At 36.9% G+C, this 17,280-nt stretch carries 11 protein-coding genes; all 11 read left to right on the forward strand.

Annotated elements, in window-relative coordinates; genetic code table 11:
• Positions 1 to 1,390: 1,390 nt before the first annotated feature.
• The 11 genes from MKY54_RS07345 to MKY54_RS07395 all read left to right on the forward strand — a co-directional run bounded on the left by MKY54_RS07345 (position 1,391) and on the right by MKY54_RS07395 (position 17,251).
• On the forward strand, positions 1,391 to 1,519 hold the full coding sequence (locus MKY54_RS07345) for a hypothetical protein (protein WP_303047896.1): 129 nt from the start codon (positions 1,391 to 1,393) through the stop codon (positions 1,517 to 1,519).
• A gap of 151 nt (positions 1,520 to 1,670) precedes the next feature.
• Positions 1,671 to 2,744, forward strand: coding sequence for a hypothetical protein (locus MKY54_RS07350; protein ID WP_076187607.1), 1,074 nt, complete (start codon positions 1,671 to 1,673; stop codon positions 2,742 to 2,744).
• A gap of 15 nt (positions 2,745 to 2,759) precedes the next feature.
• A complete protein-coding gene (locus MKY54_RS07355) occupies positions 2,760 to 3,686 on the forward strand; it encodes a carbohydrate binding domain-containing protein (protein ID WP_339190042.1) in 927 nt (308 codons plus the stop codon).
• A 105-nt stretch (positions 3,687 to 3,791) separates the two neighbouring features.
• Entirely contained in the window at positions 3,792 to 4,997 is a 1,206-nt protein-coding gene (locus MKY54_RS07360; RefSeq protein ID WP_076187603.1) for a hypothetical protein, read from the forward strand.
• A gap of 1 nt (position 4,998) precedes the next feature.
• The gene (locus MKY54_RS07365) at positions 4,999 to 5,331 is read left to right on the forward strand and encodes a hypothetical protein (protein ID WP_076187601.1); all 333 of its coding nucleotides are present in this window, start codon (positions 4,999 to 5,001) and stop codon (positions 5,329 to 5,331) included.
• A 1,236-nt stretch (positions 5,332 to 6,567) separates the two neighbouring features.
• Entirely contained in the window at positions 6,568 to 6,867 is a 300-nt protein-coding gene (locus MKY54_RS07370) for a hypothetical protein (RefSeq protein WP_339190044.1), read from the forward strand.
• A gap of 338 nt (positions 6,868 to 7,205) precedes the next feature.
• Entirely contained in the window at positions 7,206 to 7,733 is a 528-nt protein-coding gene (locus MKY54_RS07375) for a hypothetical protein (protein ID WP_339190046.1), read from the forward strand.
• Positions 7,734 to 7,971: 238 nt separating this feature from the next.
• Positions 7,972 to 9,588 (forward strand): RHS repeat domain-containing protein, encoded by a 1,617-nt coding sequence (locus tag MKY54_RS07380; protein WP_339190048.1) that lies wholly within the window; start codon positions 7,972 to 7,974, stop codon positions 9,586 to 9,588.
• A 101-nt stretch (positions 9,589 to 9,689) separates the two neighbouring features.
• Positions 9,690 to 9,983 carry a hypothetical protein gene (locus MKY54_RS07385; RefSeq protein ID WP_076187705.1) on the forward strand — a complete coding sequence of 98 codons (294 nt, stop codon included), beginning with the start codon at positions 9,690 to 9,692 and terminating at the stop codon, positions 9,981 to 9,983.
• Between the two features lie 37 nt (positions 9,984 to 10,020).
• Positions 10,021 to 11,097, forward strand: a complete 1,077-nt coding sequence (locus MKY54_RS07390; protein ID WP_339190050.1) for a hypothetical protein — start codon at positions 10,021 to 10,023, stop codon at positions 11,095 to 11,097.
• Positions 11,098 to 11,758: 661 nt separating this feature from the next.
• The gene (locus MKY54_RS07395) at positions 11,759 to 17,251 is read left to right on the forward strand and encodes an RHS repeat-associated core domain-containing protein (protein ID WP_339190052.1); all 5,493 of its coding nucleotides are present in this window, start codon (positions 11,759 to 11,761) and stop codon (positions 17,249 to 17,251) included.
• Positions 17,252 to 17,280 lie beyond the last annotated feature (29 nt).

Below are 17,280 nucleotides of genomic sequence, written 5' to 3' on the forward strand. Positions count from 1 at the left end.
GAGGAAGAGAAAGCTTGAACTCTTCTGCGAAGCGTACTATGCTTGCTTTTATTATAAGGAATTAATTACCAAAAAACACTAAACTAGGCTTCCGTTACGGACCGGGAAACCATGGAATCATATTAAGGAAGTTGAGCAATCAGAAGCCAAAATTAAAAAAATGATGGAAAAATTGCAAAATGCTCAACGAAGTAACGCTGATGAAGCTGTATCATGAGTTTTATAAGGCTAAGCGGTGAGACTTATACGATAATTTAGATAATAAGTTGAGATTTATAATAGAGTATTTTAAAAGCAACTTGCCAACAGGGAAGTTGCTTTTTTGTTCAATCAAGTAGCACTAAATGATTATAAAAAAGTATATTCAGAAAATAAACTTTTTTAAGATCTCCATATTTAATTGTTACATGTATAAGAGAATAATGAATAGCACCAAGATCTATATCAGAGATAATTAAATTATTTTAAGAGACAATTTTTATAGCTAAAGATATAGTTCAACGAATTTTTGTTCTGAATTAGCTATTAAAATTCATTTGAATAAATAGAGAATTAAAGATTAAGCGGTGTTAAGAAGAATAATCTATGATGTTTTACATTTCTGATGTAATAATCAAATTACAGAATCATTGGCTAATCTGTCCGTTAAAATCAACTAATCCCTGACCATACAATGTTAGGCAAGGCGAACGGTAACGTAATGATCTACATGTTTAGTGATACCACTGACTAGAGTAGATTTGAGAAAAGAAACGGAGTGTAACTTGCATGGTCAATTCGAAAATCAGATATTCGATGGATACGAATAGGAGTATTTTTGGAACTAAGAGGAATTGAAATGATTGCAATAAGAAATAAGCGATAGAATAACCACTGTAGAGGGTTTCATGTTAAAGATGCTCGTATTAATAATGGAACTTAAGTCCAACATAATTAGTGAAAGAAACATGGCTGGCCTTGTTGAGCTTTATTTTGTAATGTTGAAGGAAGTAATCTAATAAAATATAACTAGTATATCTATTATCAAATTTTTGAATTTATTGTATATTAAATCAATGGTGTAATCCAAAAAAAGGAAATTATTTCTTCTATATTATGAAGATAAATATTTCGTCTTACTTATAATTGATACGATAATGGAACTGAAATTTACATAAAAGAATTGTTGGAAATTATATTTACACTCAGTTCGTATAAAGGTGTCAGTATGACTAATTATTATTCTAAATGTAATATTTTAGAATCTTATTTGTTTATAAAATGGAAGTAATAAAGCTACGGGTTATGTATATAAGGCAGTAAAACTATAAGTCCTACATCCTGCTCTCTTCGAACTTAAGGTCGACTTTTTTCAGAACTCTGAATATCGACCATCTAAAAAATCTGGAGAATGAATTGTAGTTTCCGATTAGATCTGGATATAGGGGAAGAGGCAGCGCGAGATTTTGAGAAGCTGGAATTCAACCGCAGTTATGTGTCGCGAATTGAGAAACGGGTGCTCATGAAGCTGTGTCATTAGATTTATAATGCTATTAGTTCCCTATAAAGTTAGATTAACTGAAAAAGGTTTTGTCCCACAGCATTTACAATGACAGAGACCACTTTTTTGGGGATTTTAGAATAAACTTTTTTTGATAACAATTCATAATTTTATTTTGGAGCTGAGAAATTTGAAAAATATTAAACTATTTATATTGTTCCTTGTTTTTATCAGTGTTTGGCCACAAAAAACCTACGCGAATGAATATTTTTATGACAAAAATGGTCGATTGGAGTCAGTGAAATCATTTAATAATGCTGTTGATTTTTATTATGATCTCAATGGGAATTTAATGAGAAAAAATTCGAATGGTAATTTAATAAGAAATGGGAGTTTTGAAATATCTGATACGAGCAGTGGTACTGCGAATTACTGGAACACTTATTCTGGACCGGGTTTTCAAAAACCAAAAAGTGAAGTAGAAGTGATTGCAGTGGCTAGTGGTAAACAGTCTCAAAAGATAATAACCAACGGTGTAGGAGGATTGTATCAGGATATACAGGTAGGTGAGGATACAGCGTATGAATTAAATGGCCGAATAAACCTAAGTAATATGCTGAATGGAACGGTGATGCTGAGGGTTGATTATTATAATGCTTCGGGTAATTTAATCAGTGGAGAGACTCTTGCAGAAATAGGTGTACAGAACTTATGGACAACCATTGGAGGAGCAATAAGAACGCCAAAGGGAACGATTATGGCAAGGATACATTTTCACTTGGCTTCTTCATCTGGAGGTACATTGTTGATAGATATGGTTTCAGTGCAGAAGAGTACGTACGGTAATTTGCTAGCAAACGGAGATTTTGAGTCATCTCAAATGAATGGCGTGGGGGATGGCTGGGGGAAATACGGGGCTTTTGGTGAATATCAACTCATATCCTCAAATGTGACTTCTGGAGCCCAGTCTCAAAAGCTTACGATGACTAACGTAGGAGGTTTGTATCAGGATATAGCAGTAAGTGGGAATACTCTGTATGACTTGAATGGTCGAATAAATATAAGCAGCATGTCGAATGGAAGGGTTCAACTGATCGTCAATTATTTTGATATATCGGGAAAAGCGCTCGGTGGGAGGGAGGTAGCGGAAGTAAGTGTGCTCAACACATGGACTACCACTGGTGGAACAATAGAGACGCCAGTAGGAGCTCGAATAGCAAGAATTCATATTCAAGTGACTTCTTCAACTGGAGGCACAGCATAGGTAGATATGGTAACCATGAAAAAAAGTATCGACGGTAATATGTTGGCAAATGGGGATTTTGAAGCGTCCCAAATCGGTGGTGTTGCAGATGGATGGGGGAAATACGGAGCTTCAGGAGTATATCAGCTTATAAGTTCGACTGTAACTTCAGGTAAACAATCCCAAAGCCTTACGATGACTGGTTCTGGGGGCTTATATCAAGATATAGCAGTAAGTGGGAATACTCTGTATGACTTGAAAGGTCGAATAAATATAAGTAGTGTGCAAAATGGGGCGGTAAAGCTAATCGTTGATTATTTCGATCGTTCGGGAAAAGCAATCAGTGGTGTGACATTGGCAGAAATAAGTACCTTAAACGTATGGACAACCATGGGAGGCACTATTAAAACTCCAATAGAAGCCGTGATAGTGAGAGTTCATGTTCACATAGCATCCTCATCTGGAGGTACATTTGTAGTAGATATGCTTAATTTTAAGGAAAGTATAGATGGAAGTATGCTGGAAAACGGGGATTTCGAGGCTTCTCAAATCGGAGGTGTTGCAGATGGCTGGGGGAAATATGGAGCCTATGGGGATTATCAATTGACAACCTCAACTGTAGCTTCTGGGACTCAAGCCCAAAAAATAGTAATGACCAGCGTAGGTGGAATATATCAAGAAGTAGCTGTAATTACTGAATCATCGTATACTCTGAGCGGTCTGATTAATGTAATCAACTTGCCAAGTGGAACATTAAAGTTCATCGTGAATTATTACGATGTATCCGGAAGGTTGATCAACGGAGTGACATTGGCAGATGTAAGAGCCTTAAATATATGGACAACTGTGAGAGGAACATTAAAGCCGCCAGTTGGGGCGGTGACAGCGAGAGTTCATTTTCACATAGATTCTTCATCTGGAGCCGCATTTGTAGTAGATAAGGTTACTTTTAAAGAGAGTTGAGTGGCGCAGTTATATTTAATAAAAGGTAGGTGAAAAAAGATGGCATCTATAACGGTACAAGAGATCGGATAAGAATTTATATAACTTGAGAATAGGAGATTTCAAATGTCGAAACATATGACTTTAAGGATCTTGATTCTGGCCTTTATAATTGTTTTTATTGCCCACCCAGAAACAACTTCGGCCTCTATTTATAATTATGATATGAATTCAAGATTACAATCAGAGACTTATATCAAAAATAATATTCAATATCAAAAAAAATTCATTTATGACAACAATGGAAGTTTATTGGGGAAATCAAATAAATCAGAAGATTATTTAATTCTGGAATCTTCATTTGAAGAAAGGACAGAAGCAATGAATTTTAAATTACCAAATTCAATGTTCTCTCTTTCCACCATTAACCCCAAAGAAGGGACGCAAAGTCTCTACTTTTACTCTACCCAATCTACTGTTGTAACAGCAGAGTCTATAATACTTGAAGTGACTCCTAGTACGCTATATACCTTAAGCGGGTGGATTAATAACAAATTATTGAGTGGAAATGCGAGCATCGATTGGTTGGAGTATAATGCTTCAAATCAGCTAATCTACGATGGTGGTACTTTAAGTGCACTAGATAAAAATAAATGGCAATATGACAGAGTAGAGTTTATAACTAAACCTCAAACTTCTAAAATTATTCTCAGAGTAGTCCTTGATGCTGGAGCGGCAGGTGAGGCTTACTTTGATGATATAAGATTTGAAAAAGGAAATAAACTTCCTCTTTCTAGAGTTTCCTTTGAGTCCGGAGAGAATTCGTGGTATTCCAATCTTCCGAGTAGTTTCTTTACTTTTTCAACAGATGGATTTAAAGACGGTAAACAAAGCTTGCGATTTAATTCTAATATCCCGGTTACGGCAACTGCTGAATGTGGAGAATTTATAGTAGATCCTAATACAACCTATGTTTTAGACGGGTGGTTGTACAATTCGCTAGTAACTGGGAATACATATATTGATTGGATGGAGTACGATAAAGCAGGAAAATTAGTATATGATGGAGGAACAATATATACGACAGGAAAAAATAAAACATGGCAATACGGTTCGGTAGAATTCACCACAAGACCAACTACTAGTAAAATTATAATTCGTGTAGTTGTGGATGAAGGGGCAACGGGAAGTATTTATGCTGATGCAATTGAATTCAGAAAAGACAATAATCTGCCGTTACTGGATACTTCTTTTGAAGCAGATGATTCTCTGTGGTATGCACCTAGCCCACTTCTCTCTAGGGAGAGGATTTGCAAGAGAAGGTCTTTCTAGTATGCAATTTCATTCTAATGATGCAGTGACTGTGACTGCAGAATATGGGCATATTGTAGTTAATTCGAATACTAAGTATAAACTTGCTGGTTGGATTTACGATGCCTTGCTCACCGGTGGAGTATACATAGATTGGCTGGAATACGATGCGAAAGGAAACATTGTTTATGATGGTGCTACGGTATATAATGCCCCAAAGAAACAATGGGGATACAATAGTGTTGAATTTATAACAAAGCCTCAGACAGTAAGTATTGTCTTGCGAATTGTTTGCGATTCGGATGCAACGGGAACAGCCTACGTGGATAATATACAATTTTTGAATGTTCCGTAACATTTGTTTGTTATTAGGTATCGATGTTAAAAAAACTCTCTGCAAATTTTTATAGAAATGGTACGGTACAATTTGATTTATATTACAACAAGCAGTAAGACTCAGTATTGAGGTCTTGCTGCTTGTTTAATCTCGATAAGGCCACAATGTCAATCTTAATTAATAACTTGAGTATTTACAACAATCTCAGTACTATTTCCGAATAAATCTGTCGAATAGATGTGAGTTGTATAAGTGCCGATTTCATTGTTGTGCTCACTAATTGGAAAAGTTATTTTCCATGTTCCAGCTGATATTTTTTGTCCCCCACTTTGTTTTAGATCATCCTCACCATTTGACTCTGTGACAGTATTTTTTTTACAACCGTTGTAACCCCTCCAAAGTAAACACTATTAACCCAAACATCATTATAGTAGAGCCAGTTTCATTGTTATGTTTGTTTAAAAGGAACAACAGCTTTCCAGACTCCATCTGAGACTTCTTGACCTGCCACTCAAGGAGATTCTAAATCGTCATTACCTTTGTAATATTCTCATTATCATATTACCTCCTTATAAAATCTGATAGAATTATAGCTTTTTTAGAAATCTCTGTAAAAGTATATTTAATGATATTTAAATGAAAAAATTCTTTTCAAAATGAATGTTTATCCTTATATATAATATTATTTCCAAAAATGAACAATTGTAATATAGTAGTAATATTGTTGTTTTTTTGCGGAGTAATCAATTAGTATTCAGGGGAGGGACATATTAGTTGTTTCAAAAGTCATTTTAAAATTTATTTTTCTATAATTTTAGTATTACTTATTAATTTACTCTATTGTGTAAATGTATTTGGAACTTCGTATTCATATTACTATGATTCTTCCGGCTGTGTCTTAAGTGCAACAAGCCCTTTGGGAGAAGGATATGATTTTGTTTATGATGATAATGGTAATCTGCTTAGAAAAAAACTAATAGAGAATTTGATCTTTAACCCTAGTTTTGAAAAAGTAGATAGCAATAATATGACTAAAGCAGATGTATGGGAATCGATATCTAGTAAGGGTACTGGGTTCGAACTAGTAAATGATGCAGCTAGTGGCACAAAGAATATGGGACTCAGGATTAGGATTAGGACTATTCACAGGTATTAGTTAAAAATTCTGGTTGCAGGGGGAAAGACATATTCTGCGAGCACTCAAGTACAGGTCGTGAGACTAAAGGAGCGAGTGTGCAGTTCTACATAGTTCTCATGGATGCACAGAATAATGTTGTAGAGGCTCATGTAAAGGAAGTAAACACAGCCAATTGGGAATATACTACATTGAATATAAGGGGGAGTGTTCCTGTAACTGCTGTAAACGCCAGAGTTTACATTATATTGCGATCCACTAGTATAGATGGAATGGGGAATTTTGTAGTAGACACGACTAATTTTGAATATGGATCGAGGAATAATTTGTTAGTAAACGCTAGCTTTGAGAAATTAGAAAGTAAGGTGAAAACTTCAGCAGATGGTTGGTTCAAGAGCACTTCTACCAACACAGGTTAGGAGCTGGTAAATGACGCTGCTAGTGGAGATAAGGCCCAAAAGATGTGGGACACAGAATTAGGATTCGGCCTTTATTCAGGTCTTAGTCAAACAATCCAAGTTACTGGAGGGAAGGCATATTCAGCTCATGCCCAGGTACAGATTCGAGAGATCAAGGGAGCAAGTGTGTAATTCTACATAGATTTTGTGGATGCACAGAATTATGTTGTTGAGGCACAAGTAACGGAGGCAAACACAGCCAATTGGGAATATGTTACCTTAAACATAAGGGGAAATTTCCCTGTAACTGCTGTAAAAGCCAGGGTATATATTATATTGCGATCCCCAGTGTAAAAGGAATGGGTGATTTTGCAGTAGATACGGCTAATTTCGAGTATGAATCCAGAAAGAATCTGTTAGTAAATGGAAGCTTTGAAAAAGCAAAAAATCAGATAAAAACCTCAGCAGACGCCTGGTCAAAAATGGCTGCAACAAACACAGGTTTCGAATTGATTTATGATGACGTAACCAAAGAAAGTGCGCAGAAAATATGGGACTCAGGATTAGGCGTAGGCTATTTTTCAGGTCTTTATCAGACAGTTCAAGTCGTAGGTGGAAAAGCTTTTCGTACCAATGCTAAAGTACAAATCTTTGAAATCAAAGAGGCAATTGTACAATTGTACATTGATTTCGTAGATGCACAGAATAAATTCGTGGGAACTTTCATTACAGATACAGCTTTGGTTAACAACGAATACGTGGCACTGAACATAAGTGAAAGTGTTCCTGTAACTGCTGTAAATGCCAGGGTTTATATTATATTGCGATCTACTAGTGCAAATGGGATGGGTACTTTTTTTGTGGATTCGGCAGACTTCGAACAGTAGTATTCAGATTAATATAAAAATAAAAATGTTTTTGAATGTATGGAGAAATAGGGCTATATCTCAGTAATGAATAATAGGAGAGTATAAAAATAGGACAGGTTGTCTCAATGTGAATTTTTTTCAAAATGTTAGATGTTCTCAAGAGGGATGGACGCAATTTATATAGACAATTCAACCAGCTCACAGAGATGGGGAAAAGTGAAGGACTACTATAAATAATTAAAAAAAAGGGGATTATATGAAAAATAAATTTTTTCGAGTTATCTGTTTTATAAGTATTTTTTTGTTCTTGGTTATTGCTCCTACTTCTAATTGTATTTATGCCATGAATTCATATTATTACGATACTAATGGCAGATTAATACAAGAAAGCGATTTAAGTGGTGAGGCGGTTAGATATCTGTATGATCAAAATGGAAATTTAATTTCTAAAAATACAGGGGAACCTTATTTTGAATTCCTCTCAGCGTTCGATTCAAAACAAGGGAGAAACAATTGGTACTATCAAACATGGAATGGAACTCGTTATGAAGATATGAGTTGGGACATCACAGAATTAAGATGGAAAGGTAAAAATAGCTGGGACATTATTAATAAAGAATGGATACATCCAGATGGGAATGATTCAGTGCTTAAGTGGGTCGCACCACAGACAGGTTCGATAAGAGTAACGGGAAGAGTAGCGAAACACCCAGTGAATTTGCAAGGAGATGGCGTGCGGGTCAAAATCATGAAAAATAATACACCAGTTTGGCCAGCAACTGGGTGGAAAAGTATACAAGGAGATGATGCAACTGGTATTGAAATCAATTTAAATTTGAATGTAACAATGGGAGACTCGATTTATTTTATAGTGAATCAAAATGGAAGTACTGAATATGATGCAACATCATGGAATCCAGCAATTACTTATATTGAAAAGGTATCTTCAGCATTCGGTTCAGAACAAGGAAGAAACAATTGGTACTATCAAATATGGAATGGAACTCGCTATGAAGATATGAGTTGGGACACCACAGAATTAAGATGGAAAGGTAAAAATAGCTGGGACATTATTAGTAAAGAATGGATACATCCAGATGGGAATGATTCAGTGCTTAAGTGGGTCGCACCACATACAGGTTCGATAAGAGTAACGGGAAGAGTAGCGAAACACCTAGTAAATCTGCAAGGAGATGGTGTGCGAGTCAAAATTCTAAAAAACAATTCACATGTTTGGCCAGCATCTGGGTGGAAAAGTATACAAGGAAATGATGCAACTGGTGTTGGAATCAATTTAAACTTGAATGTAACAATGGGAGACTCGATTTATTTTATAGTGAATCAAAATGGAAACCAAGGATATGATGGAACATCATGGAATCCGGCAGTGACATATATAGAGAAGGTATCTTCAGCATTCGGCTCAGAACAAGGAAGAAACAATTGGTACTATCAAATATGGAATGGAACTCGCTATGAAGATATGAGTTGGGACACCACAGAATTAAGATGGAAAGGTAAAAATAACTGGGACATTATTAGTAAAGAATGGATACATCCAGATGGGAATGATTCAGTACTTAAGTGGGTCGCACCACAGACAGGTTCGATAAGAGTAACGGGAAGAGTAGCGAAACACCCAGTGAATTTGCAAGGAGATGGCGTGCGGGTCAAAATCATGAAAAATAATACACCAGTTTGGCCAGCAACTGGGTGGAAAAGTATACAAGGAGATGATGCAACTGGTATTGAAATCAATTTAAATTTGAATGTAACAATGGGAGACTCGATTTATTTTATAGTGAATCAAAATGGAAGTACTGAATATGATGCAACATCATGGAATCCAGAAATTACTTATATTGGGGAGTAATGTATACTCCAAACTGAAATTAGTAGTAGAACAAACTATAGAATTTATTCAGAATGACAATCAAAGATTAATAAATATAATGTCTATAAGAAAGGGAGAAGATGATAAGATTATCGAAATTACATATTTATGTACTTGAAGCATTATTATTAGTTCTAATTTTTGTTATATTTCAAAATGAAGTTTTGGCTGCAAATACTGAACTGATAATAAATGAATCTTTTGAGAATGGTACTTTCAATGGAACCAATCTGCTACCTGTTTCAGGATCAATCACAAATGATCCAAAGAATGTAGTAAGTGGAGATTATCCAGCCTATTTAAAATCTTCCTTATCTGATGAATGGAAGGAATTTACCTATTCAGATCAAAATAAGGTGAAATTCGAAAAATAATACTTATTCGATAACATTCTCATATAAATCAATTGATATGCAACCATTAGATAAGAGTCGTTTTTTATATTCATTAGTTCGTAGTATAGATAATCAGGAGGATATAAACTTTAACTCTTGGAATGATGCAAGTGGGAATACAGGGTTCAGAACGTTAACTTTTACAACCGGAAATAAAGATAATTACTATTTAGTTTGGGGTATCCATGGGGAAGGAGCATTTTCATTAGATGATATTAAGGTCGGAAAAGTAATTTCACTAAAAAGTGAATCGTTCGAAGAAGGTTCTTTCGGTAAAACTGATTTTTTAGCTATCAATGGGACTATCACTAGTGATTCCACGAAGGTAGTAAGTGGGAATTATTCAGCTAATCTTCGTTCCTCTAAAACTGAGCAATGGAAAGAATTTGCTTATACAAATTCCAATAAAGTTAAATTCGAGCCGAATACTGCCTATATTATTTCTTTTTCTTATAAAGCAATAGATATGCAACAAAATGATAGCGATTCATGTTACTACTTTTTAGCTCGAAGTACTGACAACCTTGAAGATAAAGATAGAACAGATTGGAAGGATTCTAGCGGAAATAAGGGTAGAAAAACAGTTAGATTTACAACAGGTAGCAAAGAAAATTACTATTTGATCTGGGGAATTCATAATGGTGGAGAGCTATCTCTTGATGATATTGAAATCACTAAAGTAAGTGAGTCATTCGAGAATGGAAGCTTTTTTAATACCAATTTTAAAGCAGGATCTGGAATGATTACAACTGATCCTACTTTTGTTGTAAGCGGTAAATATTCTGCGTATCTTAGATCCCAAACGAATGAAAAATGGAAAGAGTTCAGTTATTCCGATTTGGAAGAAGTGAGATTTGAACCATACACAACATATTCAATTACTTTTATATATAAATCATTGGAAATGGATCCTGTTGGAGATAATTACTTTTATTTTTTGGCAAGAAGTAGCGATAATCAGGACAATAAAGGTTGGACTGCGTGGAAAAAATCAAGTGGAACAAAAGAGAAGAGGACCATAACATTTACAACTGGTAGTAAAGAAAACTATTATTTGATCTGGGGAATTCATAAGGGGGAGCAATTTCAATAGATGATATTGAAATAACTAAGGTAAGCGAATCTTTTGAGCAGGGGTCCTACACTAAGACTTTATATTCTCCGATTTCTCGAATCATTACTTTTGATCCCTCTAAAGTGGTTAACGGTAAATATTCAGCGTATTTGAGTTCATCGGGTACAGAGGAATGGAGTGATTTTTTAAGAAACGATAGCATTAAGAGTAGATTTCAAAAAAATACAGCCTACTCTGTAACCTTCACCTATAAAACTATAGATATGCAAGTATCTGATGATAATCGTTACTTTTATTTTTAGCCCGTAGTGCTGATAATACTGAAGATAAGGGATGGACTTACTGGAGGGATCCTATAGGTACAAAAGGAACACGAACAGTAACTTTTACAACTGGAGATAGTGATGATTATTACATATATTGGGGAATCCATGGGGGTGGTGCTCTCTCATTAGATGATATTATTATAACCCAATTACAAACTCCTCAATATGATAGTAATGGAAGATTAGTGCAAGTAAGGCAATCAGATAATAAAGTGATCAAATACTATTATGACTCAAATGGAAATCTAATTAGTATTAAAACTGAATAGTTAATAGGATATCAAAGTTAGTTTGAAGGTAGAGATTATTATTCCGTTAATAAGTAACTAAAATAATTGCTGGAGGAAACTAAGTTGAAAAAAATAAAGCTAGTCAGAAAAATATCAATGGTCATCATGTGTTTATCTCTGATCATTCCAAATATTTTAGAAGGAACTGCGAACGCGAGTACAGCCGTTAAAAGTACTTCTGATCAAACTTACATAAACAAAGCACAAGATTTACCTGCTCCCTCACCTACACCACCAGATTTAGTAGATTTCTTAACGGACTCGGGAACACAGCCTACACCTACGACTCGTCCAGAGAACTCCGCGAGTAAAGCGGCTTTAAACGAAAATGATCTGTCTACCGATGAAGTCGTATCTGTGTCTACAGACGTCTATGATCAGATCGATCAGGGTACATTGATCATTCTTAAGTTGAAAACCAAAACCTTACAAAAACAAGGGCAACTAGACGCAGTACGGGCAGGTAAATCCCTTTCAAAACAGACCTTATCACGTTCTGAAGGCAATAAATTATCGGATTTATCTGAATCTGAAATTAAACAACTAGCTGAGGCTGGAGCATCCAAGGTCGATGTTTATTGGATTAATTACCTCACGATAGGTCAATCACATCTGACACCGTTGGAGTTTTGGAAATGGAAACAGGAAAAGGAATTATCTTGGGAAGAAATTGAACAGGAACTTGAGAAGGATGTAGAAATAATTGATCGACCTTCTGTGGAAGACGATGTATATGCCGACACCCCGGCTATATTTAGTGAGAGGCAGTCCGTGACTTCCAGTGTCTATGAGTCAGGGGAGTACTCAGCGCTTGCAGCTAATACGATCAACGCTTTCGATGCAGCATCTTCTAGTGTGTTTAATGATTTAATCGTTCATTCCCAAATCAACCAGATCCAAAAACCTCAGTATAATGACAGTAACAATAGTAGTGAAGTGGTTGATCCGGTGTCGGGAAGTTTGACGCGGAAAGAAAATTTGATACATTTGCCAGGTGTAGATGGTTTGGATCTTGATGTTGGTCTTATGTATGACTCTAATCAGGGCGTCCCCTTTATTTCTTATGTTTTCTGGAACTCTTACTGGCAGATGTGGGATCGGAGTTATAGTTATAGTACTCCTCCTATGAGTATTGGATGGTCATTTCAATTTCCATCTATGCAATATGTCAGCGATCAAGGTATGTTCTATCATGATGGAAAAGGGAACACATATAAAGTTGGAAGCATAGATGGTTTATCCAATTATACGGGATTGATCAATTATAAAGGAAAGGATAAAAGGTTTGTCAGTGAAACATGGAACCAAGGTCAGTTTAGCAATGGTCAAATCCAATCCTCATCTTACATTGAATATTCTGACTTTAAGCGTGAATATTTTTCATGTAATGGCGATTTAATTGGTATTGTTGATCGCTTTAACAATACTATTACGTTTAAATATGAGAATGCCGGTAAGTTATCCTCCATCACGGACACCATGGGCCGTGTGATTCAATTTAGTTATGAAGACAACCTTTATGACGGAGATGTGGTTATCCGTGTGTTTGACGGAGAAAATGAAGTTCAAAAGGTAGTTTTGACGAAGGAAAGTGTTATAGCTAGTATTCCTAATGGCGATTATGTAGCACCTCTTCAAATACGTATTCCTGTGCTCTCACAGATTACCAAACAAAATGGAGAAAAAACCTATTTTAACTATCAGAATGAGGTGGCTCTTTATTCTCATTATGGATATATGTTTAATTCTCTTTTAAAAGAAGTGAAGCACCCCCACTCTACCACCAAATATGATTATACTTGGGTTAATCGGCATATTGGTGAATATGAGAGCGTCAGAGAATTTCAAGTGGCTTCAAGAGGTGATTATACTGGGTCAAATGCTTACCAGCAAATAAAATATTTGTATAATGGAGATTATGCCGGAAACGCGCCTACTCAATATCCAGGTCACTTACCTGATGACTTCCGATTTAGTACCGCATCAGCAGTGGTCAGTAATACAGCTAGTAACAACCTTCAAACGACAAATACCTTTGATAAAGACGGTAGGGTTTTACGTACAGAGACCCGGGAGGCTGGCGGAGAACGGAAGGTGACGGAAAATACAGCATTTCATGGGGTATTTACTCAGTCACCCACACGAACGATAATCTCAGAATATGCGGCCCAAGATAGTGAAGCCACTGCTAATCATCAGTATACCGAAACTGTATGGAATGATTGGGGCTTACTTCAAAGTCAAACGGAGCCACTAAGTGGTGAACAATTCAACACTCCGGGAATCAAACAGCACTATACAACAACCTATCAATACGAACCTAAATATCGATTCCTAGAAACAAAATCTTGGTACCAGAATGAATCTGATCCGGCCCCATTAATTGAACGATACACCTACACTGACAAGGGAAGGCTATCGACAGTAACGAATGCGTCGGGGGAACAAACCACATATAGTTATGGTAACCGCGATACCTTGGGTGGAATCTCTCAAATGACGGCTGAAAAGACAGCCAAGGGTCAATTGGTAGCTAAAAGTGTAACCATATACGGACCTGAGAGTCGTTACGCCTACCCGACAGAACAACAACAGTGGTTCAACATCGGAAAGTCTGATCAGAAAATCGTGAAGACCAAGACGAGCTACGATTTGGGAACGGGTTTGATGAAAAGTCAAAGTGACGGCAACGATCAGACTACGGTCTATGAATATGATGCAGGAGGTCGTCTAAAAAAAGAAACACATCCGATTCGAACCAATAGCAATGGAGAAACTTTCAGAGAGGTTATCGATTACAATTATTATCATCAAACCTCCAGTAACTTTGATTCGGTGAATGCAGGGACCTATGTTCTGAAGGTCGATACGATTAAAACCGTCACTCAATTATCCACTAACAGTAGTATGAGAACGTATGCGAATACGTTATATAATGGAATGGGCCTAGCGTTGTTAGAAGAGCATTATGACGATAATGTGAGTCAATGGGTCTTCACCCAGTACCACTACGATGATCAAGGACAAGCGATCTATCAAAAGGATGCGTTAGGCAATGAGATTACGGCTAGTTACGATGCATGGGGAAGGCAGAATCGTGCCACAGATGCCAATAACAATATATATGTAACGGATCATAACCTTAAGCAGCGCAAGACAGAAAGTTACATGATTGCTGCTGACACTCAAGAACGATTGAATTATCTGGAAACTATCTATGATCCATGGGGCCAGCCAGTTACCATGAAAACCTATAAAGACTGGCCGAGTCAATCACAGCCCCTCACAGAAAGTTATCGGTACGACATCAGTGGTAACGTGATCGGTTATACGGACCCTGCGAATCATCTGAACGATGCTGGGATCACAACATCGTATAGCTATGATGCTCTAAATCGTCTCACCTCCGTCTATGATGCATTGAACCAGCGCACACGCTATACGTACGATGGGAATGGTCAGCTAGCGAAAGTTACGGTGCAAGCTAAAGGTGGAACAGAGCAAATACTGAATACCAAGTACTATAACGAAGTTGGGTTATTGACGAGCAAGCTAGACGGGGCTTCTCAAAGTGAAAGCTTATCCTATAATGCATTAGGGCAATTAACTAGCAAAACCGATCGTAATGGCAGTCTGTTTGGATACAGCTATGACGAAATTGGCGCGCTCAAGTCAAGCACAGTCAGCGGGATGATCAATAACGTATCGCAGACACAGAAAACCGAAGTGATCTATAACGACGGTTCGCCCTCTAATCAGACCACTAAAAACTATCTGAACGGAACGATTCAGGCGATGCAGCGAAATACTGTAAACAGTTTGAATCAAGTGCGAAGCACGAACACGGTTGCGTATTCCGCTGGAGCGGTTGCACATTCCGCGTACATCTTTAATCAGCGGGATGCACTAGGCCGAATTACGCAATTGAATGATTATTACTTAAACTTTTACGTGAATTATCAATTCAATAAGTTGAGACTGGACAAAGTACAGACAAATGGCAGCGCTACGGTGAACAGTGCAGCCACGGCCAATGTACAATATAGCTACACCGGGGATAACCTGGTGAAGTCGATTAGTTATCCGACGCTGACAGACGGAAGCACACTTATGATAGTATACACTTATAACAAAGCCCTGAATTGGGTGGAGAGCGTAACGAACCAAAGGGGAGGCCGTGTGCTCTCCAAATATGTGTATGGGTATGACAACAACGGAAATATTACCTCGGTTACGGAAACGAAAAACAACAATGTGACACAAGATACACAAACGACAACCTATGGGTACGATGCATTGAATCGCTTAATTTCAACGGTACATCCGGGAGGAAGCAGAGACGCATACACCTATGATGTACGTGGGAATCGCTTGACGATGGAACAAAGTGTGAGTAGTCCAGCAGATTTTCAAGATACAAGTTACAACTACAATTTGTGGAACACGCTGACCTCTATAACCAAGAATGGAAGCACAACGAGCTTCCAGTATTATGCTGACGGCCTACGCTATCTAAAGAGTACCGGTAGCAGCCATACCCAGGTGAACTATGATAATAACGCTCAGGTTCTGACTGAAGAAAAGCTGAGTGGCAATAACATTGTTGAGCAATCCACGTTTGTACGCGGGGACCGGGTACTTGTGAAAAAGGACAAGAAAGCAAATAAAGACTACTATTACCTATACAATGGTCATGGTGATGTGGTACAGATAGTGGATACTAGCGGAAAAACAGTAAATGAGTATAGCTATGATGAATGGGGAAACATCACTAGCCAGACAGAAGGAATCTTTAACTCCTTTAAATACGCAGGTGAAGTGTATGATGCTGAAACGGGATTATACTATCTTCGGGCACGGTATTACGATCCGAGTATGGGGCGTTTTTTAAATGAGGATACGTATGAAGGGCAGATTGATAATCCGCTGAGTTTGAATTTGTATACGTATGTAGAGAATAATCCATTAACTCATGTCGATCCAACAGGACACTATACTGAGAGTCAAGTAGATTTGATGCTTACAACAGCTCGAATTGCTGGGAGTAAATCACAACTCTATTGGGATATTCGTAGCGATCTTGGTTCATTAAAACCTATTCAATATTTAGGGGAAAAGGGCAGAAACCAATGGCTACATCTCTTTAATATGGCTACATCAGCTGAAAGTAGCAAGGAACAGGTTACATCGGCAAAGAATCAATTAATGGGAGATTATGGAAGAGTCCAAGCTATGGACGATGCTATGCTTGGCGCTGTTTTAAGTGTATTTACCGGTGGAAGTAAAGATAAAGCTCTAAAAACTCAAATCGAAGGTAAAACCTTAAGATTAATAAATAAACAAACAGATATGTTAGCGGAATATTTGGGTTTTACAAAGACGAAAATAGAAATTAAGAATCAACCAGTGTATAAAAATGGCAAACTATATATTGTCCAAGATCTTGATTCGCATAACGGAGGTGTATGGAAAATGGCTACAAAACCAGAATATTTAGCTAGTAAAAAGACTCGTTTGGGTACTTATGATGCATTATTAACTAAGATTGGAGATTAAAATGTACAATTTCTTTTGGAGGATTACAA

It is taken from the genome of Paenibacillus sp. FSL P2-0121 (assembly GCF_037975345.1).
In the GTDB taxonomy this organism is placed as follows: domain Bacteria; phylum Bacillota; class Bacilli; order Paenibacillales; family Paenibacillaceae; genus Paenibacillus_AQ; species Paenibacillus_AQ odorifer.

Excerpts from the sequence above, each read along its gene's own strand:
- MKY54_RS07365 (WP_076187601.1), top strand. The coding sequence starts at position 4,999 with ATGCAATTTCATTCTAATGATGCAGTGACTGTGACTGCAGAATATGGG.
- MKY54_RS07360 (WP_076187603.1), top strand. The coding sequence starts at position 3,792 with ATGTCGAAACATATGACTTTAAGGATCTTGATTCTGGCCTTTATAATT.
- MKY54_RS07380 (WP_339190048.1), top strand. The coding sequence starts at position 7,972 with ATGAAAAATAAATTTTTTCGAGTTATCTGTTTTATAAGTATTTTTTTG.
- MKY54_RS07345 (WP_303047896.1), top strand. The coding sequence starts at position 1,391 with ATGAATTGTAGTTTCCGATTAGATCTGGATATAGGGGAAGAGGCAGCG.
- MKY54_RS07355 (WP_339190042.1), top strand. The coding sequence starts at position 2,760 with ATGAAAAAAAGTATCGACGGTAATATGTTGGCAAATGGGGATTTTGAA.
- MKY54_RS07390 (WP_339190050.1), top strand. The coding sequence starts at position 10,021 with ATGCAACCATTAGATAAGAGTCGTTTTTTATATTCATTAGTTCGTAGT.
- MKY54_RS07375 (WP_339190046.1), top strand. The coding sequence starts at position 7,206 with ATGGGTGATTTTGCAGTAGATACGGCTAATTTCGAGTATGAATCCAGA.
- MKY54_RS07370 (WP_339190044.1), top strand. The coding sequence starts at position 6,568 with ATGGATGCACAGAATAATGTTGTAGAGGCTCATGTAAAGGAAGTAAAC.
- MKY54_RS07385 (WP_076187705.1), top strand. The coding sequence starts at position 9,690 with ATGATAAGATTATCGAAATTACATATTTATGTACTTGAAGCATTATTA.